Consider the following 24,851-nt stretch of genomic DNA (forward strand, 5'->3'; position numbering starts at 1 on the left):
GCCTCGCCTTTCGCAAGCCATTAGGTCCGCTTTTTTGGAGCGGATCCGGCATGTCTCAGTCAAAACTGGGAATAATGTTGGCCTTGTCGATCGAGTCGATCGGCAACAGGAATTCGTGACTGTCCACCTGGACCACGACATCCTGTTCCTCCACACCGCGGAGCAGGCCTTGAAAGTTACGACGACCTTCGAAGGGCGTACGCAGCTTGATCTTCACTTGTTCGCCGGCATGCGAGGCAAACTGTTCAAGTGTGAACAGCGGGCGATCCATGCCAGGAGAGGACACTTCAAGGGTGTATTCGGAGCTGATTGGATCTTCAACATCCAGAACGCCACTGATCTGGCGACTGACGGCTTCGCAATCTTCGACCAGAATGCCGCCCTCTTTGTCGATATAGATACGCAGTACCGAATGTTTGCCTTGAGAAATGAACTCGATTCCCCAGCATTGATAGCCGAGCGCCTCGACCACCGGGGCCAACAAGGCCTGCAACTGTTCTAGCTTGCTCGACACCTGAACCCCCTCGTGCATGCTGTGCAAATAAAAAATGGGCAAGCGCCCATCCATGAAATGCGCCGTTGAACATCGGCGCTGAGAACTGTTCAGCTAACAAAAAGCCCCTTGAAAAGGGGCTCCGCTGAAACTGGTTGCGGGGGCTGGATTTGAACCAACGACCTTCGGGTTATGAGCCCGACGAGCTACCAGACTGCTCCACCCCGCGACAAAGCTGGGGCGAAAGTATACGACCGAACCCCCGAAAGGGTCAATCCAACCTCCACCTACAAGAAAGCCCGCTCAAAGCGGGCTCTCATGCTTCAAATGGTACCGAGAAGGGGACTCGAACCCCTACACCCTATGGGCACAACCACCTCAAGGTTGCGTGTCTACCAATTCCACCACCTCGGCAATACTACTTTGAAACCCGTTACTTCTGCTCTTGAGCGGGAGGAACATCGCCAGTGTTGCCGGCTTCGTTCTTCTGTTGCTCCTGGAGCACCGGTACATCATCTGCTGCCGGTTTGGCTTGCTTAACTTCTAATACCGCTGGATCTGGCAACCCTACTTGAGTCAGCTCATGAGCTTTCTCTTTAGCAAAGTATCCTAACCCAAGAGCAGTTAAGAAGAAAGAGGCAGCTAGTATAGCAGTAAACTTACTCAGGAAGGTAGCAGAACCTTGGCTTCCGAACACAGTATTTGAAGCACCTGCGCCGAAAGATGCACCTGCTTCCGCACCTTTACCCTGTTGCAGCAGAACCAGCACTACCAAACCCAGTGCGCCCAACAGATGAAGAACGACAATAACTGTTTCCAGCATTTTTCAGTTTCCTGCGGCGCGACAAATTGCACCGAATTCGTCTGCGTTCAGGGAAGCCCCACCAATGAGGCCCCCATCAATATCCGGCATGCCGAACAGCTCAGCCGCATTGGCCGCCTTCACGCTGCCGCCGTATAGAAGCCGCGCATTCTGCGCAACTTCTGAATCCTTTACCGCCAACTGCTCGCGAATGGCTTTATGCACATCCTGCGCTTGCTGCGGAGTAGCTGTGAGGCCAGTACCGATGGCCCAAACTGGCTCATAGGCAATAATCGCACTTGCAAAGACCGCAACACCCAACGTATCGATGATGCTGTCCAGCTGCTGCCCAACAACTTCAAGAGTCTTGCCTGCTTCGCGCTCTTCGAGGGTTTCCCCTACACAGAACACAACCTTCAATCTACAGGACTGTGCCGCTGCGAACTTCCGAATCAGGGTCGAGTCTTGCTCTTCCAGAATCTGACGCCGCTCGGAGTGACCGATCAACACCCACTCACAACCGACATCAACCAACTGACTCGGAGCCACCTCTCCCGTCAAAGCCCCTTGCTGGGGTTCGACCGCGGAGTCCTGAGCACCTACAGCGATCGACTTGCCTTCAAGCCCGTCGATCACCTGTGTAATGAACAGGCTGGGTGGAAACACCGCGACATCAACACCGCTTGGCAAGGCCTGATTACTCAAGCTCTTGATCAGCTCAGCGACGCTGGCGCGGGTACCGTGCATCTTCCAGTTACCAGCTACCATAGGGCGACGCATGCTGTACCTCGTCGGTCAAAGTGGGCGCAGATGTTACCCAACCCGATCACTACTGGCAAGCGTAAATCAAACGCAAACTTCACTTACCAGTTTTGCCAGTGCCTCGGCATGGCCGCGAACCTGACTTTCGTCATCACCTTCGACCATTACGCGCACGAGAGGCTCTGTTCCGGACTTGCGCAACAACACGCGACCACGCCCGGCCATATCCTCGGTAATACGCTCACACGCTTCTTTCACCGAAGGGTGCTCGAGCGGATCGACCTTGCTTGCCCCGAAGCGGACATTGATCAGCACTTGCGGGCACTTGCGGACAGCCTGGCGAGCTTGCGCAAGGGTCTCTCCACGACGCTTGAGCGCCATCAGCACCTGCAGAGCAGCGATGATCGCGTCTCCAGTCGTGGTGTGGCTACAGCAAACCACATGCCCGGAGTTTTCCCCGCCAATGATCCACTCGCGCGCCAGCAGCTCTGCCATGACGTAACGGTCACCCACCTTCGCTCGCACGAAGGGAATCGACAGGTCCTTCAGCGCAAGCTCCAGCCCCAGGTTGCTCATGAGCGTACCCACCACGCCACCTTGAAGCTTGCCGCGGTCATGGAGGTCACGTGCGATGATGAATAAGAGTTCGTCACCATCAACAATGGCACCCGTGTGATCAACCATCAGCACGCGGTCACCGTCACCATCGAAGGCGATACCCAGATCGGCATGACCAACCAGCACTGCTGCCTGCAGCGACTCGATATGAGTCGAGCCACAGTTTTCATTGATGTTCAGACCATCCGGCTGCGCAGACAGCACGGTAACTTCGGCACCCAGCTCACGAAACACGCTTGGAGCAACCTTGTAGGTCGCACCATGAGCACAGTCGATGGCCAGCTTCAGGCCAGAGAAATCGGTGCTGCTGGGGACACTGCTTTTGCAGAACTCGATATAGCGACCGGCAGCATCGTTGATTCGAGAGACCTTGCCCAACTTGCTCGACTCAACCACCGTCATCGGCTGGTCAAGCAGCTCTTCGATCATCAGTTCGACTTCGTCAGGCAACTTGGTACCTTGCCCGGAGAAAAACTTGATGCCGTTGTCGTCATGCGGATTGTGGGAGGCACTGATGACGATGCCCGCCTCAGCATGGAAGGTCCGCGTCAGGTAGGCGATCGCCGGAGTCGGCATCGGCCCCAACAGCAGCACATCAGCCCCGGCAGCCGAAAGCCCGGCCTCCAGGGCAGACTCGAACATATACCCGGAAATACGGGTGTCCTTGCCTACCAATACACGGCAGTGACCCTGCTTGCGGAAGGCCATACCCGCCGCCCAACCCAGCTTGAGCATGAAATCAGGGGTAATAGGGAACTCACCAACACGACCGCGAATGCCGTCGGTACCAAAATATTTTCTACTCATAAATGCTCCATCACTCTTATTCGGCGGCTTGTACCGCAGCGATCATCCGTACGATGTCGACGGTTTCAGCAACATCGTGAACACGAAGGATCTTCGCTCCTTTGGTGATCGCCAATGCGGCCAGCGCCAAGCTGCCATATAGCCGTCCATCCACAGCCCGACCAAGGGTCAGGCCGATCATACTCTTGCGCGAGACGCCCACCAGCAAAGGGCGCCCCAAGCGCTGCAGACTGTCCATATGCTTGAACAGGCTGAGATTATGCTCCAGTGTTTTGGCAAAGCCGAAACCTGGGTCAAGAATTATGCGTTCTGCCTCGATTCCAACAGAACTGCAGGCAGCCATCCGCTCTTCAAGATACGTCGCAACCTCGGCAGTCACGTCGCCGTAGCTTGGGGCATCCTGCATGTTTCCAGGCTCACCACGCATATGCATGAGGCACACAGGCAAGCCGGTAGCCGCAGCAGCATCCAAGGCTCCGTCACGACTGAGCGAGCGGACGTCATTGATCAGCCCTGCCCCGAGGCGCGCCGACTCACGAATAACCGACGGCGTCGAAGTGTCCACCGAGATGACCACATCCAGCTCACGATTCAGAGCCTCGACAATAGGCGCAACGCGCTCAAGCTCCTCAAGAGCAGTGACAACGCGCGCCCCTGGCCGGGTTGACTCCCCCCCCACATCGATCAACGTAGCGCCGGCAGCCACCATTTCCTCGGCATGGCGCAGCGCCGCGTCGCGCTGAGTGAAGCGGCCGCCGTCTGAAAAGGAATCCGGAGTGATATTGAGAATACCCATTACATGGGTATGCGAAAGGTCAAGAACCCGGTTGCCGCAAGGCAACCGGGTTGGGTACTGCTGTGAAGTCATGTCAGCCCTTAGTGTTGCGCTGCCGGCCCACCAATCGGGGACTCTGGACGATCACCCTGGGAAGCCGTCGTTCCAGATGTACCCGAGTCACCATCCCAGTCACGCGGTTCGCGCGGCGGGCGGCCAGCCATGATGTCTTCGATCTGGTCGGCATCAATGGTTTCGTACTTCATGAGTGCGTCGGCCATTGCGTCGAGCTTGTCACGGTTGTCGGTGAGGATCTGCTTGGCCGTGGCATAACACTGGTCAATGATGCTGCGAACCTCGGAATCGATCAGCTTCGCAGTCTCGCCGGAAACACTGGCGTGTCCAGAACTGGAGCCGCGCCCCAGGAACACTTCGCCCTCTTCCTCAGCGTACATGAGCGGACCAAGCTTCTCCGACAGCCCCCACTTGGTAACCATGTTACGAGCAATCTGACTGGCCCGCATGATGTCGTTGGAAGCGCCTGTGGTCACACCATCAAAGCCAAGGGTCATTTCCTCAGCGATACGACCGCCGTACAGCGAACAGATCTGACTGATCAGCGCACGTTTGGAGAGGCTGTAGCGATCTTCTTCCGGCAGGAACATGGTCACACCCAACGCACGACCGCGAGGGATGATGGATACCTTGTAAACCGGATCGTGCTCCGGAACGACGCGACCAACGATCGCGTGACCCGCCTCGTGGTAAGCGGTGTTCTGCTTCTCTTTTTCCGACATGACCATGGTTTTGCGCTCAGCGCCCATCATGATCTTGTCTTTGGCCAGCTCGAACTCTTTCATCTCGACAACGCGCTTGCCGCCACGCGCCGCGAAAAGTGAAGCCTCGTTGACCAGGTTGGCCAGGTCAGCACCCGAGAAACCAGGAGTACCGCGAGCAATGACTGCAGGATTGACGTTCTCGCCAATCGGCACCTTGCGCATGTGAACCTTGAGGATCTGCTCACGACCACGAATGTCTGGCAAACCAACCACCACCTGGCGGTCGAAACGGCCGGGACGCAGCAAGGCAGGGTCAAGCACATCTGGACGGTTGGTAGCTGCGATCACGATGATGCCATCGTTCATCTCGAAGCCATCCATCTCCACCAACAACTGGTTAAGGGTCTGTTCACGCTCGTCGTGACCGCCACCCATGCCAGCACCACGATGGCGACCTACGGCATCGATTTCGTCGATGAAGATGATGCACGGCGCATGCTTCTTGGCCTGCTCGAACATGTCACGTACGCGACTGGCACCCACACCCACGAACATTTCGACGAAGTCGGAACCGGAAATGGTGAAGAACGGAACCTTCGCCTCACCAGCGATGGCCTTGGCCAGCAATGTCTTACCGGTACCAGGAGGGCCAACCATCAAGACGCCGCGAGGAATACGACCGCCCAGGCGCTGGAACTTGCCCGGATCACGCAGGAACTCGACGAGCTCGCCGACCTCTTCCTTCGCTTCATCACAACCCGCCACGTCGGCCAGTGTGGTTTTGACCTGATCCTCGGACAGCAGTCGCGCCTTGCTCTTGCCAAAGCTCATCGGGCCGCCTTTACCACCGGCGCCACCTTGCATCTGCCGCATGAAGAACATGAAGACCGCAATGATCACGAGGATCGGGAAGCTGGCTACCAGTAGCTGCGTCCAGATGCTTTGCTGCTCTGGCTGCTTGCCTTCGACCACAACATGGTTGTCGACCAGGTCGCCGATCAGACCGTTGTCCTGAATGGCCGGACGGATGGTCTTGAAGGTGTCACCGTCAGTACGTTTACCAGTAATGACGTAGCCGTCGACCGCAACGCGCTCGACCTTGCCATCCTTGACTTGCTGGATGAAGTCGGAATAGTTGAGGGTTTGCGGCTCATTCGGGCTGGAGAAGTTGTTCATCACTGTCACCAGGACAGCCGCGATGATCAACCACAGGATCAAATTCTTTGCCATATCGTTCAATTAGCTACCCTCTGAAGCAGGTTTAGGCGCAACCGTGCCTCGCATGATAATCACCGGCGTAACTTACTACATTACCTACAACAGCAGTTGGCGCCGTCTGTAACCCTTTGTGAATCTAGACTACACGATGTTCATCCATATCAGACACACGGACTGATTGGAAAAAACTATCACTGCCTCAAGAAGCCGCCGGTGATGCTTTTATTCCCCGCGATACCCTCTCGCCAGCAGGTACTGCTCTCGTGAGCGATCACGGGAAGAATCGGGCTTCAGCATCTGCACCTTGTCGAACTTCTTGCGAGTTTCCTTGAGGTAAACATCAAAGCCTTCCCCCTGGAAAATCTTGATCAGGAAATCACCACCAGGCTTGAGCACGCGAGTAGCCAGATCAATGGCTAGCTCACAGAGAAACATTGCCTTGGGGATATCGACGGCTGGCGTACCACTCATATTGGGGGCCATATCGGAAATCACAAGGTCCACATGCGAATTACCGACGGCCTCAAGAATTTGCGCCAGGACGTCATCCTGCGTGAAGTCGCCCTGAATGAAGGTGACATCAGGGATGCTGTCCATCTCCAGGATGTCCGACGCGATCAGACGCCCCTGACCGCCGATCAGACGACTGGTCACCTGCGACCAGCCACCCGGCGCGGCGCCCAGGTCAACTACGCTCATGCCTGGGCGGATGATTTTGTACTTTTCCTGAATTTCCAGCAGTTTGTAGCTCGCACGCGAGCGATAACCATCCTTTTGCGCCATTTTGACGTAAGGATCGTTGAAATGTTCTTTCAGCCAGCCAAGGCTTGTCTTGGAACGCGCCACTGGGCACCTCGATGATTAGGGTCGTGATTAACTGGGCGGATCCACGGGCCCTCGGGTAAAATGGCCGCCATTTTTACAGAATCAGACAAAGGGTCAGATTATGCCGCTCAATAACGAGCAGAAGAAACAGTACAAATCCATTGGCCACGATCTGAAACCAGTTCTGATTGTGGCAGGCAATGGACTGACTGAGGGCGTTCTCGCCGAACTGGACCGCGCCCTGGCCGATCACGAACTGATCAAGGTCGAGATCCGCTCGGAAGACCGCGAAGAGCGCGCCGCAGCAATCGCTGCACTGTGCAAGGCTGGCCGTGCCGAACTGGTGCAGACCATCGGGAAGAAGGCACTGATCTATCGCCGCAACCCACAGCCAAACAAGCAACTGTCGAACATTCACCGCTACAAGTGATGTTCGCTCCGATCAGTGGCGCGCTTTGCGCGCCCTGCCCGGCACCGGTTGCAGTACCAGCAATAGACCGGTAAGGCCCAGCACAAGGTAACAGAACAACTGCCAGCGCAGTTGCCCCGCGAACACCGTGCTCAATACGAAGTAGACAGCACACGCCAGCACCACCATAAGCAGCAACTGCCCACGCGCATCCCGCCATAGACTGGTCATGCCCTCGGCCCGGACCAGCACCAACACCTGCACGCCGCTACCGACAGCCGCGAAAGCCACCAGCAATGACGCCACCACACGACTGACATCTTCGACCAGCAACGGCGCGAGGCCGACCTGATTCAGCGCGGGCAACAACCCCAGATGAAGGATCCACAGGCCACCGACCCAGAGTACCTGGGCCAGTTGCCAGATCACGGCCGTGGCAGCGAAGCCACGGGGCCGGTCAGATGTGTTTGACTTCGACAATCTCGTACTCGAGCACGCCGCTAGGTGTCTTGACGACCACCACGTCACCTTCTTCCTTGCCGATGATGGCACGGGCAATCGGCGCACCCGCCGAAAGCTTGCCCTTCTTGATGTCGGCTTCGTCCTCACCAACGATCTGGTAAGTCACCTGATCGCCAGTCTCGGCATTTTCCAGCAACACAGTAGTGCCGAAAATGACCTTGCCAGTGTGGGCAATGGTGGTCACGTCGATCACGACCGAGTTCTGCAAACGGCCTTCAATATCACGGATACGCGCCTCGACCATGCCTTGCTCCTCGCGGGCGGCATGGTATTCAGCGTTTTCCTTGAGGTCACCCAGTTCGCGCGCTTCGCCAATCGCCTGACTCAGGCGCGGGCGCTCGGTCTTGCTCAGGAACAGGTGCTCTTCTTCCAGGGCGCGAGCGCCCTGGACGGTCATCGGGTATTTGGTAATGCTCATGCTTTAAGTCCTGCATGCAGATCCTGCAAGCGGCGAACGGTCTTTTCCGGACCGAATTTCAGCGCTTCACAGATAGCTTCACCGGCCGCAATGGTAGTGGTGCAGTAAATCTTGTGCTGCAACGCATTGCGGCGAATCGAGTAGGAGTCGGCAATTGACTGACGACCTTCCGTGGTATTGATGATCAGCGACACTTCGTCGTTCTTGATCATGTCGACCACGTGCGGACGACCTTCGGTCACCTTGTTCACGCGACGCACTTTCAGGCCAGCCGCTTCGATGATCTTGGCGGTACCGGCGGTAGCAACCACTTCAAAGCCCAGAGTGATCAGGTCACGGGCAACGCCAGCCACTTGTGGCTTGTCGTCGTCACGTACGCTGATGAACGCAGTACCACCGGTCGGCAGCACTTCGCTGGCGCCCATCTGCGCTTTGGCGAAGGCTTCACCGAAGCTGTCGCCGACGCCCATCACTTCACCAGTGGATTTCATCTCAGGGCCGAGGATCGGGTCAACACCCGGGAACTTGGCGAATGGGAACACCGCTTCCTTGACACTGTAGAAGTTCGGAATGATTTCCTTGGTGAAGCCCAGCTCTTTCAGCGATTTGCCAGCCATGACGCGCGCGGCGATCATCGCCAGCGAAGTGCCGATGCACTTCGACACGAATGGCACGGTACGGGAAGCGCGCGGGTTGACCTCGATCACGTAGATCTTGTCGCCCTGCAACGCCAGCTGGACGTTCATCAGACCAACAACGCCAAGCTCCAGGGCCATCTTCTTGACCTGTTCGCGGACTTCGTCCTGAACGTGGGCTGGCAGCGAGTATGGCGGCAGCGAGCACGCGGAGTCACCGGAGTGAACGCCTGCCTGCTCGATGTGCTGCATGATTGCGCCGATAACCACGTCGGTGCCGTCGCACACCGCATCCACGTCCATCTCGATGGCGCAATTGAGGAAGTGGTCGAGCAAGACCGGGCTGTCGTTCGAAACCTGTACCGCTTCGCGCAGGTAGCGCTTGAGCTCGTCCAGTTCGTAGACGATTTCCATGGCACGACCGCCCAGTACGTAGGACGGGCGAACTACCAGCGGATAACCGATAACGCCGGCGGCACGAATGGCTTCGTCTTCGCTACGCACGGTGGCGTTTGGCGGCTGCAGCAGGTTCAGGCGCTGAACCATCTGCTGGAAGCGCTCACGGTCTTCCGCGCGGTCAATGGCATCAGGGCTGGTACCGATGATTGGCACACCGGCCTCTTCCAGCGCGCGAGCCAGTTTCAGCGGAGTCTGACCGCCGTAGTGGACGATCACGCCTTTCGGCTTCTCGACGCGAACCACTTCCAGCACGTCTTCCAGCGTCAGCGGCTCGAAGTACAGGCGATCAGAGGTGTCGTAGTCGGTGGAGACGGTTTCCGGGTTGCAGTTGACCATGATGGTCTCGTAACCGTCTTCACGCAGGGCCAGTGCCGCGTGTACGCAGCAGTAGTCGAACTCGATGCCCTGGCCGATACGGTTTGGACCGCCGCCCAGGATCATGATCTTGTCGCGAGTCGACGGGTTGGCCTCGCATTCTTCCTCATAGGTCGAGTACAGGTAGGCGGTGTCGGTCGCGAACTCGGCGGCGCAGGTGTCGACGCGCTTGTAGACCGGGAACACTTCCAGCTTGTGGCGATGACGACGCAGATTCTTGTCGGTGATGCCCAGCAGCTTGGCCAGACGCTGGTCGGAGAAGCCCTTGCGCTTCAGGCGCAGCATCAGGTCCTTGTCGATGGTCGACAGACCGAGGGTCTTGACCTTCTCTTCGTCCTTGATCAGGTCTTCGATCTGGATCAGGAACCAGTGGTCGATGCTGGTCAGGGCGAAGATTTCGTCGCGGGTCATGCCGGCGCGGAAAGCGTCGGCCACGTACCAGATACGCTCGGCGCCCGGCACGGTCAGTTCACGCTTGAGGATGCTCGAGGCTTCCGGGCTGGCCAGGTCGACTTTAGGGTCGAGGCCGCAGACGCCAACTTCCAGACCGCGCAGGGCTTTCTGCAGGGATTCCTGGAAGGTACGGCCGATGGCCATGACTTCACCCACGGATTTCATCTGGGTGGTCAGGCGGGCGTCGGCTTTCGGGAATTTCTCGAATGCAAAGCGCGGCAGCTTGGTAACGACGTAGTCGATCGACGGCTCGAAGGACGCCGGGGTACGGCCGCCAGTGATGTCGTTCTGCAGTTCGTCGAGGGTGTAGCCGACCGCCAGCTTGGCCGCGATCTTGGCGATCGGGAAACCGGTCGCTTTCGAAGCCAGGGCGGAAGAACGCGATACGCGCGGGTTCATCTCGATCACGACCATGCGGCCGGTGTCCGGGCAGATGCCGAACTGAACGTTGGAACCGCCGGTCTCGACGCCGATTTCACGCAGCACCGCCAAGGAGGCGTTGCGCATGATCTGGTATTCCTTGTCGGTCAGGGTCTGAGCCGGTGCGACGGTGATCGAGTCGCCGGTGTGCACACCCATCGGATCGAAGTTCTCGATGGAGCAGACGATGATGCAGTTGTCCTTTTTGTCGCGGACCACTTCCATCTCGTACTCTTTCCAGCCGATCAGCGATTCGTCGATCAGCAGTTCCTTGGTCGGCGACAAGTCCAGACCACGGGCGCAGATTTCTTCGAATTCTTCACGGTTGTAGGCGATGCCGCCGCCGGTGCCGCCCATGGTGAAGGACGGACGAATGATGCAAGGGAAGCCCAGCTTGTCGAGGACTGCATTGGCCTCGTCCATGGTGTGAGCGATACCGGAGCGCGGGCAATCCAGGCCGATCGACTTCATGGCCTTGTCGAAGCGCGAGCGGTCTTCGGCTTTGTCGATGGTGTCGGCATTGGCGCCGATCATCTCCACGCCGAATTTTTCCAGGACACCTTCGCGCTCCAGGTCCAGGGCGCAGTTCAGAGCGGTCTGGCCACCCATGGTTGGCAGCAGCGCATCCGGACGCTCTGCCTCGATGATCTTGGCAACCGTCTGCCACTTGATCGGTTCAATGTAGGTGGCATCGGCCATGGCCGGGTCGGTCATGATGGTGGCCGGGTTGGAGTTCACCAGGATGACGCGATAGCCTTCCTCGCGCAGGGCTTTGCAAGCCTGGGCGCCGGAGTAGTCGAATTCGCAGGCCTGGCCGATCACGATCGGGCCAGCGCCGAGAATCAGGATGCTTTTAATGTCTGTACGTTTTGGCATGGTTGTCACTCAAATCCGCAGGTCAGTCGGCAAGCCGTCTTGAACAATCTTGGTCAGGCGCGCCCGAACCAGGCCGAAGCCGGTTCAGGGCCTTCTCGCAGGGATGCTTAGCGGCGCTTGGCCATGGCATCGATGAAGCGATCGAACAGTGGCGCGACGTCGGTCGGGCCAGGGCTCGCTTCAGGGTGGCCCTGGAAGCTGAACGCGCTCTTGTCGGTACGCTCGATACCTTGCAGGGTACCGTCGAACAGCGACTTGTGGATCGCACGAACGTTGGCCGGCAGCGTGGCCTCGTCGACCGCGAAACCGTGGTTCTGGCTGGTGATCATTACAACGCCGGTATCCAGGTCCTGGACCGGGTGGTTGGCACCGTGGTGGCCGTGACCCATCTTGACGGTCTTGGCGCCGGAGGCCAGGGCCAGCAGTTGGTGACCAAGGCAAATACCGAACACCGGAATCTCGGTCTCGAGGATTTCCTTGATGGCCTGGATAGCGTAGTCGCAAGGCTCTGGGTCGCCAGGGCCGTTGGACAGGAACACGCCATCAGGCTTGAGCGCCAGCACTTCGCTGGCCGGGGTTTGCGCCGGCACCACGGTCAGGCGGCAGCCGCGAGCAACCAGCATGCGCAGGATGTTCAGTTTGACGCCGTAGTCATAGGCGACGACGTGATACGGCAGATCGGCAGCTTCGATGGTCGGGTGGCTGTCGCTTTTCAGCTCCCAGACACTGGAACGCCATTCGTAGGAAGTCTTGGTGCTGACCACTTTGGCCAGGTCCATGCCCTTCAGGCCCGGGAAGCCGCGAGCGGCGGCAATGGCGGCTTCTTCGCTGATGTTGTCACCCGCCAGGATGCAGCCATTCTGCGCGCCCTTTTCACGCAGGATGCGAGTCAGGCGGCGAGTGTCGATACCGGCGATCGCCACGACATTGTTGGCCTTGAGGTAGTCGCTCAGGGACAGCGTGTTACGCCAGTTGCTGGCAATCAGCGGCAGATCGCGGATAACCAGACCGGCCGACCATACGCGGTCAGACTCGGCATCTTCCGGAGTGGTGCCGGTGTTGCCGATGTGTGGGTAAGTCAGGGTAACGATCTGTTGCGAGTACGAAGGGTCAGTCAGGATTTCCTGATAGCCGGTCATTGCGGTGTTGAACACCACCTCGCCAACGGTCTGACCGTCGGCTCCAATGGCTTCACCGCGAAAAATGCTGCCATCGGCAAGGGCGAGTATGGCTGGCTTAGTCAAGAAGACCTCCGTAAATAGCCTGAAGGGGCGATCGCAGGTTGCAAAAAAGCGGAATGACGTATAGACACGTCACCCCGCTTTCTTCGTCGAATTATCTGCGCGCTTTTAGTGGACACACTAAAGCTGTAGCTTACAGAAATGCGCTTTTTTGGTCTACCACTGATGTGCCTGAAAGGCTCAGGAATGCGACAAGTCGCATCACAAGGGCTGCGAAAACGAGCTGACCGTCACTGACCAGCCCGTTTCCGAGAGAGATGAGGCGATAAATCAATGCAGGTCGAGCACATCCTGCATGTCGTACAGACCTGGCTCACGGCCATCGAGCCAGAGCGCAGCACGCACTGCACCCTTGGCGAAGGTCATGCGACTGGATGCCTTGTGAGTGATCTCGACACGCTCGCCTTCTGCGGCAAACAGCACCGTGTGATCACCCACTACATCACCGGCACGCACAGTGGCGAAACCGATGGTCTGGCGATCACGGGCGCCGGTCTGGCCTTCACGGCCGTAGACAGCCACTTCTTGCAGATTGCGACCCAGCGCCTGGGCAACCACTTCGCCCATGCGCAGCGCGGTACCGGACGGCGCATCGACCTTGTGGCGGTGGTGAGCTTCGAGAATCTCGATATCCACCTCATCACCCAGCACACGAGCAGCGGTGTCGAGTAGCTTCAGGCACAGATTGACGCCGATGCTGAAGTTGGCGGCAAAGACGATCGGAATCTCTTTGCCCGCCTCGGCCAGCAGTTGCTTTTCCTCGACACTGAAACCGGTGGTGCCAATAACCATGGCCTTACCCGCCTTGCGGCAGAAAGCCAGGTTCTTCAGCGTGACCGAAGGGTGAGTGAAGTCGATAAGCACATCGAACTCATCCACGACTCGCGCGAGGTCGCCGGAAAGCGGCACACCAATGCGCCCCAGCGCAGCCAGCTCACCAGCATCAGCACCCACCAGCGTGCTGTCGGGACGATCAACCGCCGCCGTGAGGCCAGCACCCTGAGTCTGCTGAATCGCCTCGATCAGGGTTTTGCCCATGCGCCCTGCCGCGCCCACTACCGCTATACGTCGCATGCCTTTTCCTTTTTACAGATCGCCGAAGAAGCGCTTTACACCCTCGAACCAGCCATTGGCCTTGGGAGAATGGGAACTATCGCCTTCCAGTGAAGCACGCAGTTCTTCGAGAAGCTCACGCTGACGGCGACTGAGATTAACCGGAGTTTCTACAGCCACCCGACACACCAGGTCACCGGCACCGCCGCCGCGCACCGGAGCGACACCCTTACCGCGCAGACGGAACTGCTTGCCGGTCTGGGTCCCTTCCGGGATCTTCAGCTTGACCCGACCATCGAGGGTCGGCACCTCCAGCTCGCCACCCAGTGCAGCATCGGTGTAGCTGATTGGCACTTCGCAATACAGATGCTTGCCGTCGCGTCGGAAGATCGGGTGCTCACGCACATTGATCACGACATACAGGTCACCGGTCGGACCACCCTGAGTACCCGCCTCGCCCTCGCCGGAAAGACGAATGCGGTCGCCGGTATCGACGCCAGCCGGCACCTTGACCGACAGCGTCTTGTACTCTTCGATGCGACCTTCGCCGTGGCAGGCGTCGCACGGGTCGGTGATGATCTTGCCTTGGCCCTGGCAGCGCGGACAGGTCTGCTGCACAGAGAAGAAGCCTTGCTGCATGCGCACCTGACCAATGCCACCGCAGGTCGGGCAGGTCGCCGGCGAAGAACCTTTCTTCGCACCGGAACCATCACAAGGATTGCAATTGACCAGCGTCGGTACACGGATATTGACCGTGGTACCGCGCACCGCTTCTTCAAGGTTCAGTTCCAGCGTGTAACGCAGGTCGCTTCCACGCTGGGCGCCACCACGAGAGCCGCCGCGGCCACCGCCAAAGAAATCACTGAAGACATCGCCAAAGATGTCGGAGAAGTTGGCGCCACCGAAGCCCGCACCGCCGCCACCCATGCTTGGGTCGACACCGGCATGGCCATACTGGTCGTAGGCCGCGCGCTTGCTGGCATCGGACAGGACTTCGTATGCCTCGTTGGCTTCCTTGAATTTCTCTTCCGACTCTTTGTCGTCGGGATTACGGTCCGGGTGATGCTTCATCGCCAGGCGGCGATAGGCCTTTTTCAGATCGGCCTCGCTTGCGCCTCGCTCGACTCCCAGAACCTCGTAATAGTCACGCTTCGCCATGGTTCTATGCACTCTTGAGGACGTTCGGCAAACCTCTGCGCGTTGAGCGCTGTGCCGACAGCACCGGCATGTGAACCAGTGCTGTAAAAATTCGGGTATTCCAGACACGCCAACGCGGGAGCAAGCCCCCGCGCGGCGATATCCTACCAGTCAACGTCAAACATCAGTCAACCGGCCGACAACAAGCAGCAATTACTTGTTGTCTTTGACTTCTTCGAACTCCGCGTCGACGACGTCGTCGTGCTTGGCTTCGTCAGCCTGCTGTGCCTGAGCACCCGCTTCCGGCTTCTCGGCCTGCTCGGCGTACATCTTCTGAGCAACCGGAGCGGAGACTTTCGACAGTTCTTCGACCTTGGCATCGATAGCAGCCTTGTCGTCGCCTTTGACAGCAGCTTCCAGAGCAACAACAGCGGCTTCGATCGCCGACTTCTCGTCAGCAGTCACCTTGTCACCGGCGTCAGCGACCATCTTGCGAGTCGAGTGAACCAGCGCGTCACCCTGGTTACGGGCTACTGCCAGCTCTTCGAACTTGCGGTCTTCCTCGGCGTTGACTTCAGCGTCGCGGACCATCTGCTGGATTTCTTCCTCGGACAGACCGGAGTTGGCCTTGATCACGATGGACTGTTGCTTGCCGGTGGCCTTGTCTTTCGCGCCGACGTGCAGGATGCCGTTGGCGTCGATGTCGAAGGTCACTTCGATTTGTGGCACGCCACGTGGAGCAGGTGGAATCTCGGCCAGGTCGAACTTGCCCAAGGACTTGTTCTGTGCAGCCTGTTTACGCTCACCCTGCAGCACGTGAATGGTCACGGCGCCCTGGTTGTCATCGGCAGTCGAGAACACCTGCGACTTTTTGGTCGGGATGGTGGTGTTTTTCTCGATCAGCGCGGTCATCACGCCACCCATGGTTTCGATACCCAGGGTCAGCGGGCTGACGTCCAGCAGCAGCACGTCTTTCACGTCACCTGCCAGAACCGCACCCTGGATGGCAGCACCCATGGCAACAGCTTCGTCCGGGTTGACGTCTTTACGCGCTTCCTTGCCGAAGAAATCAGCAACGGTTTTCTGCACCAGCGGCATACGGGTCTGGCCACCGACCAGGATCACATCGTCGATCTTGCTGACGTCGATACCGGCATCTTTCAGAGCGATGCGGCAAGGCTCGATGGTGCGCTGAACCAGGTCTTCGACCAGCGACTCCAGCTTGGCGCGGGAGATCTTCACGTTCAGGTGCTTCGGACCGGTCGCATCAGCAGTAATGTACGGCAGGTTGACGTCGGTCTGCTGGCTCGAGGACAGCTCGATCTTGGCTTTTTCAGCAGCTTCTTTCAGACGCTGCATCGCCAGCGGGTCACCTTTCAGGTTCATGCCGCTTTCTTTCTTGAACTCGTCGACGAGGTAGTCGATCAGGCGAATGTCGAAGTCTTCACCACCGAGGAACGTGTCACCGTTGGTTGCCAGTACTTCGAACTGATGCTCGCCGTCGACTTCAGCGATCTCGATCACCGACACGTCGAAGGTACCGCCACCCAGGTCATAAACGATGACGGTGTGGTCGCCACGGGCCTTGTCCATACCGTAGGCCAGAGCGGCCGCAGTTGGTTCGTTGATGATCCGTTTTACGTCCAGACCAGCAATGCGACCAGCGTCTTTGGTAGCCTGGCGCTGGCTGTCGTTGAAGTACGCAGGAACAGTGATGACCGCTTCGGTCACTGCTTCGCCGAGGTAGTCTTCGGCGGTTTTCTTCATCTTTTTCAGGACTTCGGCGCTGATTTGCGGCGGAGCCATTTTCTGACCATTCACTTCCACCCAGGCGTCGCTGTTGTCAGCCTTGACGATCTTGTACGGAACCATCTGGATGTCTTTCTGCACGACTTCTTCATCGAAGCGACGACCGATCAGACGTTTTACCGCGTACAGGGTGTTGTGCGGGTTGGTCACTGCCTGGCGCTTGGCCGACTGGCCAACCAGGATTTCGCCATCGTTGGCGTAAGCGATGATCGACGGCGTGGTGCGAGCGCCTTCGGCGTTCTCGATCACCTTGACGTTGCCGTTTTCCAGAATGGAGACGCAGGAGTTGGTAGTCCCCAGGTCGATACCGATAATTTTGCCCATGTTAACTCTCCCGAAACTTTGGATTTGGTTGCCGCAGTGGTGTTGGCCAACTGCGGTAGCACTTAAACGCTTGACACCTAGATGGGGGTCGCCAGGTTAATTTCAAGCCTTCTCGTCGATAGAAGGCGAAACTGGCGCTGGAGCCTTGCTGACCACGACCATGGCCGGGCGCAGCAGGCGACCATTGAGCTGATAGCCCTTCTGGAAGACCTTGAGCACGGTGTTCGGCTCGACCTCGGCACTTTCCTGCAGGGCCATTGCCTGGTGATGCTCGGCATTGAACGGCTCGCCGTGCGGATCAATGGCTTCGAGGTTGAAGCGCTTGAGGGTGTCCTGGAACATCTTCAGGGTCAGCTCGATGCCTTCGCGCATCGGACGAATGCTTTCGTCATCCGGGTTGGACAGCTCAAGGCCACGCTCCAGGCTGTCGATCACCGGCAGCAGGTCGCCAGCGAACTTCTCCAGAGCAAATTTGTGCGCCTTTTCCACGTCCTGTTCGGCGCGGCGGCGAATATTCTGCAGATCGGCCGCGGTACGCAGGGCCTGATCCTGGGCCGCCGCCAGTTGCTCTTCGAGCACCTGTACGCGCGCAGCCAGCTCGTTGGCGCCCGCGTCGGCGGATTTGTCGGCGTTCAGATTCTGTTCGTCCAGCATCTGTTCATCAGCCATGAAATCTCTCCTCTCATTTCGTCAGCGAGCTCGACTCGCGTATCTGCCGGCCTATATGGGGTCGCAAAAAGCAGCTTCAAGGGTGATTGAACATCAATGTGGCGACGACATAACTGTCCGCGATCAAAACGCGGCCTCGGCGACGGAATCGGACTAAGCGCGGGCATTGTCAGGGAATTTGAAAACACTGTATAAATAACCAGACATTTTTCTGGGAGCCGCCCGAATGCTGGTGCACCTGTCCATCCACAATTACGCCATCGTCGAGCACCTCGACCTCGAACTCGCCCGAGGCATGAGCGTCATCACCGGCGAAACCGGTGCTGGCAAATCAATCATGCTCGACGCGCTCGGCCTGACGCTGGGTGATCGTGCCGACAGCGGCGTGGTGCGCCCCGGCGCGGACAAGGCCGACATCCTCGCGACCTTCGACCTGATCGACATTCCTGAAGCACGCACCTGGCTGGCCGAACGCGACCTCGACAACGACGGCCCATGCATTCTGCGCCGGGTCATCACCGCCGAGGGCCGTAGCCGCGGCTACATCAACGGCACGCCCTGCCCGCTGGGCGACCTCAAGGCGGTCGGCGAATTGCTGATCGACATCCACAGCCAGCACGAACACCAGTCGCTGCTGAAAACCGACACCCACCGTCGTCTGCTCGATGAGTACGCCGGCGCCACCGATCTTGCCCGCCAGGTGCAGATGGCAGCCCAGCGCTGGCGCCAGACACGCGCAGAGCTGGACCGACTGTGCAATTCCGGTGACGAGCAGCGCGCGCAACACCAGTTGCTCAGCTATCAACTGGAAGAGTTGGACAATCTCGGCCTCGGCGAAAACGAACTGGAGCAACTGGAACAGGAACACAAGAACCTGACCAATGCCGAGGCGCTGTTCGGCATCTGCCGCCAAGTGATCGACCACTGCAGCGAAAACGATTCGGGCAACGTGCTCAGCGCACTGACTGTCAGCCTCAACCGCCTGACCGCGATAAACAACGCACCGCACGCCCTGGGCGAGGCTGCCAACCTGATTGCCAGCGCACAGATCCAGGTCGAGGAAGCGGTGGGCGAGCTCAACCGTTTCCTCGACAACTTCGATGCTGACCCGGCGCGCCTGCAGCAGCTGGAAGAACGCCTGGATACGCTCTACACCCTGGCGCGCAAGCATCGCGTGCACCCCAGTGAATTGATCAGCCTGCAACAACGCCTGGGCGAAGAGCTGGAAAGCCTCAATGCCAACGACGAATCCATCGAGCGGCTGGAAGAAGAACTGAAGGCGTATGCCCGTCATTACCAAGAGAAGGCCAGCGAGCTCAGCGGACTGCGTCGGAGTGCGGCCAATCAGCTTGCCGCGGCGGTAGAAGTTGAAATTCAGCGCCTGGGAATGCCCGGAGGACGCTTCTGTATCGAGCTACGCGCTGGCAACAGCGATGACCTGCACCCGCATGGCCTGGAACAGGTGGAGTTGCTGGTCAGCGCCAACCCTGGTCAACCACTCAAGGGCCTGGCAAAAGTGGCGTCAGGGGGCGAGCTGTCACGCATCAGCCTGGCCATCCAGGTGATCACCGCACAGACCTCACGCATCCCGACACTGGTATTCGACGAAGTGGATGTGGGGATCGGCGGCCCTACCGCAGAAATCGTCGGGCAATTGCTGCGCCGACTCGGCGAACGCGGCCAGGTACTGACCGTCACTCACCTGCCGCAGGTTGCCGCGCAAGGCCATCACCACCTGTTCGTGCACAAGGTCCGCAACAGCGATGCCACCCACACCGCGGTTGCCAGCCTGGGCAAGCGCGAACGCGTCGAGGAAGTTGCACGGATGCTCGGCGGCATCGATCTGACCAAGGAATCTCTCGCCCACGCCAAGAAGATGGTCGTGACCAGCAAAGCCTGACCCCGGAAAGCACGAAGGCGACCCTGAGGTCGCCTTCGAAGCTTTTGCCGCAAGCGCTAGCGCTTACTTCTTCTTGCGTACGTACAGCACCAGATTGTGATCAACCAGCTCGTAACCATGCTGGGCAACAATTTCTTTCTGACGCTTCTCGATTTCGGGATCGAAGAACTCGATCACCTCACCGGATTCCACGTTGACCATATGGTCGTGGTGGCCGCCGTCGGCCAGTTCGAATACCGCATGACCGCCGTCGAAGTTGTGACGCACGACCAGACCGGCCGCCTCGAACTGGGTCAGAACACGGTACACCGTGGCCAGGCCAACATCTTCTCCCGCTTCCATCAATGCCTTGTAGACATCTTCAGCGCTCATATGGCGCTGCTCGGTGGAGTCGAGCATCTGTAGGATCTTGACTCGAGGCAGGGTTACCTTGAGACCGGCTTTGCGCAGTTCGCTATTTTCAACCATGGTCAGCTTTCTCGCCGATGCTGCTTCGCAGCTTCTCTGAATACGGGTATGATCGGGGTTTACGTTGTCCAGCCAAGATAGTGGAAGTCGCCCACCGATGCAAAACACCAAGCTCTTGCTAACCAGCCTCACCCTCGTGGGACTGCTCGCACTCGCCGGTTGCTCGTTTCCCGGGGTTTACAAAATCGACATCCAGCAGGGCAATGTCGTGACGCAGGACATGATAGACCAATTGCGCCCCGGAATGACCCGTCGGCAAGTACGGTTTATCATGGGCAACCCGCTGATCCAGGATACGTTCCATACCAATCGCTGGGACTACCTGTATAGCCTGCAGCCAGGCGGCGGCGAGCGCCAACAGGAACGCATCAGTATTTTCTTCAACGAAAGCGACCAACTGGCCAGCCTGTCCGGCGACTTCATGCCAGGCGTGAGCCGCGACCAGGAAATCCTCGGCAGCGAGAGCAACACCACCGTCACCCAGCCTGAACAACAGGTCAAGCCGGTGAAAGTGGACAAGCCAGCACGCCCTGGCTCGCTGGAAGACAAGATCCAGCGCGACGTCGATACCATCGAAGTCATGCCTGTCCCGGTTCAGGAACCACTGCAAACGCAGTGATCCGAAGCCACAAAAAAGCCCGAACATGTTCGGGCTTTTTTACGTCTGCCTTCAGCGGCCGGCTTGATTGAAGACCCTTCTTACCCTCTCAACCGTTGAGCTGCTTGGCCCGCTGACAGAACGCATCGACCAGCGTGTTGGCGGCTTGGTTGAACAGCGGCCCCAAGGTCGCGCGCACCAGTGCCCCGGAATACTCGAAGGACAGATCAAGACTGATCTTGCAGGCCTTCTCACCCAGCGGCTTGAACACCCAGAGCCCGTGCAACTGACTGAACGGCCCCTCCTCCAGATTCATTTCAATGGACTGCCCCGGCACCAGCACATTCCGGGTTACGAAATGCTGGCTGATACCGCCCTTGGCCACCTCGACCTTGGCCCGCATATGCGTCTCGCTGACTTCCAGTACCGTGCTCGCCGAGCACCACGGCAGAAACTCCGGATAGCGCGCAACATCGTTGACCAGATCGTAGAGTGACCGAGCGGGATAAGGCAGCAGGGCCGACCGTTGAATATGGGTAGTCATCCAGGCGTCATTTCCAAAACTGAGCGAAAAAAGCAAACCGGCGCCACTAGAACAAAGAATGCGGCACCCGGCAACCGGCCAAATGCCACATCACTGATGACAGCGGAGTGGCCGAAAAATGCGGGCATTGTCCGGGATTCATTGCGAGGGCTCAAGCTCACCACTCCCCCGTAGCCGACGACGCAACGACTGCCTATAATGCCGCCCCTATGGCCAAACAAACGAAACATCCGACAGGGACCATCGCGCAGAACAAGAAAGCGCGACACGATTACTTCATCGAACACAAATTCGAGGCCGGACTGGTCCTGTCCGGTTGGGAAGTAAAAAGCCTGCGTGCCGGCAAGGCGCACCTGGTGGACAGCTACGTGCTGCTCAAGGACGGTGAAGCCTGGCTGATGGGCAGCCACATTACTCCGTTGACGGCAGCCAGCACCCACGTCATTGCCGACCCGACACGCACCCGCAAGCTGCTGCTCAATCGCCGCGAGCTGGAACGTCTGTTCGTGGGCGTGCAGCAGAAGGGCTATACCTGCGTCGCGCTGTCCATGTACTGGAGCAAGCACTTGATCAAGTGCGAGATCGCTCTGGGCAAGGGCAAGAAGGAATACGACAAGCGCGACACACAGCGCGAGCGTGATTCCGATCGCGAATTGCAGCGCGCAGTGCGCAACAAAGGGCGCGAAGACTGATTCATCTGCATTCAGTCTTTCAAGGCCTCATCGCTGGCCGGGCGGCGCTCCGCTTGCCAGCGATGGCCGTGCACATCATTCAACGGCCCTTGCGTCGCTCCGCCCGCGCCACCCGCTGAACCTCCTGCCTCACCTCCTCCAACACTTCCTGCACATACAGAATGTGTCGGCTCGACACTTCGCGAGCGTCCTGCGCGCGTCCTTCGACAATCGCCAGATACAAATCGCGGTGCTGACTGATCAGCATGTCGCGGGTTTCCGTGCGCTGCTTGTACATCCCGCCGATGTTGGTCACCACGTTGCGCTTGAGCAGATCGAACAGCCCGCGAATGGTGTGCAGCAACACCGCGTTATGGCTGGCTTCAGCAATCGCCAGATGGAAGCGCGCATCCGCAGCGCCCTCTTCCGCCCGACTGACTTCGTCGCACCGGGTGTAGCAGTCCTGCAAGGTATCGAACGCCGCCTTGAGCCGCTCACGATCCACATCCGTGGCGCGCATGGCCGCGTAATACGCGCATGACGCCTCAAGGGTATGGCGGAACTCCAGCAGGTCGCGCTGGGCTTCAGGATTGTTTTCGAGCAGTTGCAGCAATGGATCACTGAAGGTCGTCCCCAGCGATTCAACCACATAGTTGCCACCGCCCTGGCGGCTGACCAGCATGCCTTTGGCCACCAGTTTCTGGATTGCCTCGCGCAACGACGGGCGCGACACACCGAACTGTTCAGCCAGCACCCGCTCGGCCGGCAAGCGCTCGCCGGCGGTCAGGGTGCCCTCAAGAATCATTCCTTCCAGCCGCTCGACGATATCGTCGGACAAACGGCGCTGGCGGACCTGGTCGAAAACCATCACGTGCTCTCCACAATCCCGAGTCAGTTCGGGGCCGTCTATTTTGGCCTATCCGGCCACCCGCCACACCACTCAGTTGGCAAGTTTCCTTACCACTCAGTCAGCCCCTTCCCACGGCATCCGACGAAAGTTTTACCGGGACAAATTGACACACCGATAAGGAGGCTTTTAACCTAGCGCCTCGACATTGTAAATTGGTATTACCAATTAACCAATGCCAGTGCCTGACCAACAACAATTAGGGGCCACCCAACATGCAAACATGGCAACAAATCTATAGCCCGCTTGGTAGTCTCGGCCTGTCCGCACTGGCGGCGGTCATTCCAATCGTCTTCTTCTTCCTGGCGCTGGCCGTGTTCCGCCTCAAGGGACACATTGCAGGCAGCATCACGCTGGGCCTGTCGATTCTGGTCGCGATCTTCGCCTTCCAGATGCCTGCCGACATGGCGTTCGCTGCCGCCGGTTACGGCTTCGCCTATGGTCTGTGGCCGATTGCCTGGATCATCGTCGCCGCAGTCTTCCTGTACAAACTGACGGTCAAGAGTGGCCAGTTCGAAGTGATCCGCAGCTCGGTGCTGTCGATTACCGACGACCAACGCCTGCAAGTGCTGCTGATCGGCTTCTGCTTCGGCGCCTTCCTTGAAGGTGCGGCCGGCTTCGGTGCTCCGGTGGCCATCACCGCCGCCCTGCTCGTGGGCCTCGGCTTCAACCCGCTGTACGCCGCCGGCCTGTGCCTGATCGCCAACACCGCGCCCGTCGCCTTTGGCGCCCTGGGTATCCCGATCATCGTCGCGGGCCAGGTCACCGGTATCGATGCGTTCCACATCGGCGCGATGACCGGTCGTCAACTGCCGCTGCTGTCGCTGTTCGTACCGTTCTGGCTGGTGTTCATGATGGACGGCCTGCGTGGTGTGAAAGAAACCTGGCCTGCCGCCCTGGTTGCCGGCCTGAGCTTCGCCGTCACCCAGTACTTCACCTCGAACTTCATTGGCCCAGAGCTGCCGGACATCACCTCGGCCCTCGCCAGCCTGATCTCCCTGACCCTGTTCCTGAAGGTCTGGCAACCCAAGCGCTCGTTCACTACCGCCACTGGTAGCGTCGGTGCCGCCGTGGTCAATACCGGCAGCCAACCTACGCCGTACAGCCTGGGTGAAATCTTCAAGGCCTGGTCGCCGTTCCTGATCCTGACCGTGCTGGTCACCATCTGGACCCTGAAGCCATTCAAGGCCGCGTTCGCCTCTGGTGGCGCGATGTACAACTGGGTGTTCAACTTCGCCATCCCGCACCTGGATCAACTGGTCATCAAGACCGCCCCGATCGTCACCGCGCCAACCGCGATGCCGGCGGTGTTCAAGCTCGACCCGATTTCCGCCACCGGTACTGCGATCTTCATCTCGGCGCTGCTGTCGATGATCGTCCTGAAGATCAATTTCAAAACTGGTCTGACCACTTTGAAAGAGACCTTCTACGAACTGCGCTGGCCGATCCTGTCCATCGGCATGGTTCTGGCGTTCGCCTTCGTCACCAACTACTCGGGCATGTCGTCGACCATGGCCCTGGTACTGGCCGGCACCGGCGCCGCGTTCCCGTTCTTCTCGCCGTTCCTCGGCTGGCTGGGCGTGTTCCTGACCGGTTCGGACACCTCGTCCAACGCCCTGTTCAGCTCGCTGCAGGCCACCACCGCCCACCAGATCGGGGTCAACGACACCCTCCTGGTCGCGGCGAACACCAGCGGCGGCGTGACCGGCAAGATGATTTCCCCGCAATCCATCGCCGTGGCCTGCGCCGCCACCGGCCTGGTCGGCAAGGAATCGGACCTGTTCCGCTTCACCCTCAAGCACAGCCTGTTCTTCGCCACCATCGTTGGCGTGATCACTCTGGTCCAGGCCTACTGGCTGACCGGGATGCTGGTTCACCACTAAA

General features: G+C 58.8%; 23 protein-coding genes and 2 tRNA genes. 5 read left to right on the plus strand and 20 right to left on the minus strand.

Features of this window, described 5'->3' with window-relative positions; translation table 11 throughout:
- Window positions 1–55: 55 nt before the first annotated feature.
- The 9 genes from rimP to rlmE all read right to left on the minus strand — a co-directional run bounded on the left by rimP (window position 56) and on the right by rlmE (window position 7,100).
- Entirely contained in the window at window positions 56–514 is a 459-nt protein-coding gene (gene rimP, locus NTD88_RS22340; protein ID WP_157969672.1) for a ribosome maturation factor RimP, read from the minus strand.
- 131 nt (window positions 515–645) lie between these two features.
- Window positions 646–722, minus strand: a tRNA-Met gene (locus NTD88_RS22345).
- 99 nt (window positions 723–821) lie between these two features.
- A tRNA-Leu gene (locus NTD88_RS22350) sits at window positions 822–907 on the minus strand.
- A 19-nt stretch (window positions 908–926) separates the two neighbouring features.
- Window positions 927–1,316 carry a preprotein translocase subunit SecG gene (secG, locus tag NTD88_RS22355; protein ID WP_095159738.1) on the minus strand — a complete coding sequence of 130 codons (390 nt, stop codon included), beginning with the start codon at window positions 1,314–1,316 and terminating at the stop codon, window positions 927–929.
- Between the two features lie 3 nt (window positions 1,317–1,319).
- Window positions 1,320–2,075: a triose-phosphate isomerase gene (gene tpiA / locus NTD88_RS22360; RefSeq protein ID WP_262154061.1), complete on the minus strand. Its 756-nt coding sequence runs from the start codon at window positions 2,073–2,075 to the stop codon at window positions 1,320–1,322.
- Between the two features lie 66 nt (window positions 2,076–2,141).
- A complete protein-coding gene (glmM, locus tag NTD88_RS22365) occupies window positions 2,142–3,482 on the minus strand; it encodes a phosphoglucosamine mutase (protein ID WP_095159736.1) in 1,341 nt (446 codons plus the stop codon).
- A 16-nt stretch (window positions 3,483–3,498) separates the two neighbouring features.
- Window positions 3,499–4,350 (minus strand): dihydropteroate synthase, encoded by an 852-nt coding sequence (gene folP, locus NTD88_RS22370; protein WP_262127973.1) that lies wholly within the window; start codon window positions 4,348–4,350, stop codon window positions 3,499–3,501.
- 8 nt (window positions 4,351–4,358) lie between these two features.
- Window positions 4,359–6,266, minus strand: a complete 1,908-nt coding sequence (gene ftsH, locus NTD88_RS22375) for an ATP-dependent zinc metalloprotease FtsH (RefSeq protein ID WP_095159734.1) — start codon at window positions 6,264–6,266, stop codon at window positions 4,359–4,361.
- A 210-nt stretch (window positions 6,267–6,476) separates the two neighbouring features.
- Window positions 6,477–7,100 (minus strand): 23S rRNA (uridine(2552)-2'-O)-methyltransferase RlmE, encoded by a 624-nt coding sequence (gene rlmE / locus NTD88_RS22380; protein ID WP_095159733.1) that lies wholly within the window; start codon window positions 7,098–7,100, stop codon window positions 6,477–6,479.
- A 100-nt stretch (window positions 7,101–7,200) separates the two neighbouring features.
- On the opposite strand from rlmE, the gene yhbY reads away from it, so the two are divergent.
- On the plus strand, window positions 7,201–7,509 hold the full coding sequence (gene yhbY / locus NTD88_RS22385; RefSeq protein ID WP_262127974.1) for a ribosome assembly RNA-binding protein YhbY: 309 nt from the start codon (window positions 7,201–7,203) through the stop codon (window positions 7,507–7,509).
- A 12-nt stretch (window positions 7,510–7,521) separates the two neighbouring features.
- Here yhbY and NTD88_RS22390 read toward each other — a convergent pair whose 3' ends face one another.
- The 8 genes from NTD88_RS22390 to grpE form a co-directional block, all read right to left on the minus strand.
- The gene (locus NTD88_RS22390; protein ID WP_262154059.1) at window positions 7,522–7,968 is read right to left on the minus strand and encodes an MFS transporter; all 447 of its coding nucleotides are present in this window, start codon (window positions 7,966–7,968) and stop codon (window positions 7,522–7,524) included.
- Window positions 7,946–8,428 (minus strand): transcription elongation factor GreA, encoded by a 483-nt coding sequence (gene greA, locus NTD88_RS22395; protein ID WP_175651982.1) that lies wholly within the window; start codon window positions 8,426–8,428, stop codon window positions 7,946–7,948. The genes NTD88_RS22390 and greA overlap by 23 nt, the downstream gene beginning before the upstream one ends.
- A complete protein-coding gene (gene carB, locus NTD88_RS22400; RefSeq protein ID WP_095159730.1) occupies window positions 8,425–11,646 on the minus strand; it encodes a carbamoyl-phosphate synthase large subunit in 3,222 nt (1,073 codons plus the stop codon). Before carB ends, greA begins: the two co-directional genes overlap by 4 nt.
- A 107-nt stretch (window positions 11,647–11,753) precedes the next feature.
- The gene (carA, locus tag NTD88_RS22405; RefSeq protein WP_110968924.1) at window positions 11,754–12,890 is read right to left on the minus strand and encodes a glutamine-hydrolyzing carbamoyl-phosphate synthase small subunit; all 1,137 of its coding nucleotides are present in this window, start codon (window positions 12,888–12,890) and stop codon (window positions 11,754–11,756) included.
- Window positions 12,891–13,157: 267 nt separating this feature from the next.
- On the minus strand, window positions 13,158–13,961 hold the full coding sequence (gene dapB, locus NTD88_RS22410; RefSeq protein WP_175651980.1) for a 4-hydroxy-tetrahydrodipicolinate reductase: 804 nt from the start codon (window positions 13,959–13,961) through the stop codon (window positions 13,158–13,160).
- 12 nt (window positions 13,962–13,973) lie between these two features.
- Window positions 13,974–15,098: a molecular chaperone DnaJ gene (gene dnaJ / locus NTD88_RS22415; protein ID WP_262154058.1), complete on the minus strand. Its 1,125-nt coding sequence runs from the start codon at window positions 15,096–15,098 to the stop codon at window positions 13,974–13,976.
- Window positions 15,099–15,290: 192 nt separating this feature from the next.
- Window positions 15,291–17,210: a molecular chaperone DnaK gene (gene dnaK / locus NTD88_RS22420; protein WP_095159726.1), complete on the minus strand. Its 1,920-nt coding sequence runs from the start codon at window positions 17,208–17,210 to the stop codon at window positions 15,291–15,293.
- Between the two features lie 102 nt (window positions 17,211–17,312).
- Window positions 17,313–17,879, minus strand: coding sequence for a nucleotide exchange factor GrpE (grpE, locus tag NTD88_RS22425; protein ID WP_110968928.1), 567 nt, complete (start codon window positions 17,877–17,879; stop codon window positions 17,313–17,315).
- Between the two features lie 226 nt (window positions 17,880–18,105).
- Here grpE and recN point away from each other — a divergent pair, with 226 nt between their 5' ends.
- Entirely contained in the window at window positions 18,106–19,779 is a 1,674-nt protein-coding gene (gene recN, locus NTD88_RS22430) for a DNA repair protein RecN (RefSeq protein WP_262154057.1), read from the plus strand.
- A 63-nt stretch (window positions 19,780–19,842) separates the two neighbouring features.
- Here recN and fur read toward each other — a convergent pair whose 3' ends face one another.
- On the minus strand, window positions 19,843–20,247 hold the full coding sequence (gene fur / locus NTD88_RS22435) for a ferric iron uptake transcriptional regulator (protein ID WP_095159723.1): 405 nt from the start codon (window positions 20,245–20,247) through the stop codon (window positions 19,843–19,845).
- Between the two features lie 97 nt (window positions 20,248–20,344).
- On the opposite strand from fur, the gene NTD88_RS22440 reads away from it, so the two are divergent.
- On the plus strand, window positions 20,345–20,866 hold the full coding sequence (locus NTD88_RS22440; RefSeq protein ID WP_095159722.1) for an outer membrane protein assembly factor BamE: 522 nt from the start codon (window positions 20,345–20,347) through the stop codon (window positions 20,864–20,866).
- Between the two features lie 88 nt (window positions 20,867–20,954).
- Here NTD88_RS22440 and NTD88_RS22445 read toward each other — a convergent pair whose 3' ends face one another.
- The gene (locus tag NTD88_RS22445) at window positions 20,955–21,389 is read right to left on the minus strand and encodes a type II toxin-antitoxin system RatA family toxin (protein ID WP_095159721.1); all 435 of its coding nucleotides are present in this window, start codon (window positions 21,387–21,389) and stop codon (window positions 20,955–20,957) included.
- Window positions 21,390–21,598: 209 nt separating this feature from the next.
- On the opposite strand from NTD88_RS22445, the gene smpB reads away from it, so the two are divergent.
- On the plus strand, window positions 21,599–22,081 hold the full coding sequence (smpB, locus tag NTD88_RS22450) for an SsrA-binding protein SmpB (RefSeq protein WP_095159720.1): 483 nt from the start codon (window positions 21,599–21,601) through the stop codon (window positions 22,079–22,081).
- A gap of 79 nt (window positions 22,082–22,160) precedes the next feature.
- Here smpB and NTD88_RS22455 read toward each other — a convergent pair whose 3' ends face one another.
- A complete protein-coding gene (locus NTD88_RS22455) occupies window positions 22,161–22,928 on the minus strand; it encodes a GntR family transcriptional regulator (RefSeq protein WP_095159719.1) in 768 nt (255 codons plus the stop codon).
- 254 nt (window positions 22,929–23,182) lie between these two features.
- On the opposite strand from NTD88_RS22455, the gene NTD88_RS22460 reads away from it, so the two are divergent.
- Window positions 23,183–24,850: a lactate permease LctP family transporter gene (locus NTD88_RS22460; RefSeq protein ID WP_262154055.1), complete on the plus strand. Its 1,668-nt coding sequence runs from the start codon at window positions 23,183–23,185 to the stop codon at window positions 24,848–24,850.
- Window position 24,851 lies beyond the last annotated feature (1 nt).

Source organism: Pseudomonas sp. 20P_3.2_Bac5, from assembly GCF_025466035.1.
Taxonomy (GTDB): domain Bacteria; phylum Pseudomonadota; class Gammaproteobacteria; order Pseudomonadales; family Pseudomonadaceae; genus Aquipseudomonas.

Bases quoted from the DNA above. Each gene is read 5' to 3' on its own strand.
- secG (WP_095159738.1), bottom strand. From the start codon at position 1,316: ATGCTGGAAACAGTTATTGTCGTTCTTCATCTGTTGGGCGCACTGGGT.
- tpiA (WP_262154061.1), bottom strand. From the start codon at position 2,075: ATGCGTCGCCCTATGGTAGCTGGTAACTGGAAGATGCACGGTACCCGC.
- glmM (WP_095159736.1), bottom strand. From the start codon at position 3,482: ATGAGTAGAAAATATTTTGGTACCGACGGCATTCGCGGTCGTGTTGGT.
- folP (WP_262127973.1), bottom strand. From the start codon at position 4,350: ATGACTTCACAGCAGTACCCAACCCGGTTGCCTTGCGGCAACCGGGTT.
- ftsH (WP_095159734.1), bottom strand. From the start codon at position 6,266: ATGGCAAAGAATTTGATCCTGTGGTTGATCATCGCGGCTGTCCTGGTG.
- yhbY (WP_262127974.1), top strand. From the start codon at position 7,201: ATGCCGCTCAATAACGAGCAGAAGAAACAGTACAAATCCATTGGCCAC.
- greA (WP_175651982.1), bottom strand. From the start codon at position 8,428: ATGAGCATTACCAAATACCCGATGACCGTCCAGGGCGCTCGCGCCCTG.
- carB (WP_095159730.1), bottom strand. From the start codon at position 11,646: ATGCCAAAACGTACAGACATTAAAAGCATCCTGATTCTCGGCGCTGGC.
- dapB (WP_175651980.1), bottom strand. From the start codon at position 13,961: ATGCGACGTATAGCGGTAGTGGGCGCGGCAGGGCGCATGGGCAAAACC.
- dnaJ (WP_262154058.1), bottom strand. From the start codon at position 15,098: ATGGCGAAGCGTGACTATTACGAGGTTCTGGGAGTCGAGCGAGGCGCA.
- dnaK (WP_095159726.1), bottom strand. From the start codon at position 17,210: ATGGGCAAAATTATCGGTATCGACCTGGGGACTACCAACTCCTGCGTC.
- grpE (WP_110968928.1), bottom strand. From the start codon at position 17,879: ATGGCTGATGAACAGATGCTGGACGAACAGAATCTGAACGCCGACAAA.
- recN (WP_262154057.1), top strand. From the start codon at position 18,106: ATGCTGGTGCACCTGTCCATCCACAATTACGCCATCGTCGAGCACCTC.
- fur (WP_095159723.1), bottom strand. From the start codon at position 20,247: ATGGTTGAAAATAGCGAACTGCGCAAAGCCGGTCTCAAGGTAACCCTG.
- NTD88_RS22440 (WP_095159722.1), top strand. From the start codon at position 20,345: ATGCAAAACACCAAGCTCTTGCTAACCAGCCTCACCCTCGTGGGACTG.
- NTD88_RS22445 (WP_095159721.1), bottom strand. From the start codon at position 21,389: ATGACTACCCATATTCAACGGTCGGCCCTGCTGCCTTATCCCGCTCGG.
- smpB (WP_095159720.1), top strand. From the start codon at position 21,599: ATGGCCAAACAAACGAAACATCCGACAGGGACCATCGCGCAGAACAAG.
- NTD88_RS22455 (WP_095159719.1), bottom strand. From the start codon at position 22,928: ATGGTTTTCGACCAGGTCCGCCAGCGCCGTTTGTCCGACGATATCGTC.
- NTD88_RS22460 (WP_262154055.1), top strand. From the start codon at position 23,183: ATGCAAACATGGCAACAAATCTATAGCCCGCTTGGTAGTCTCGGCCTG.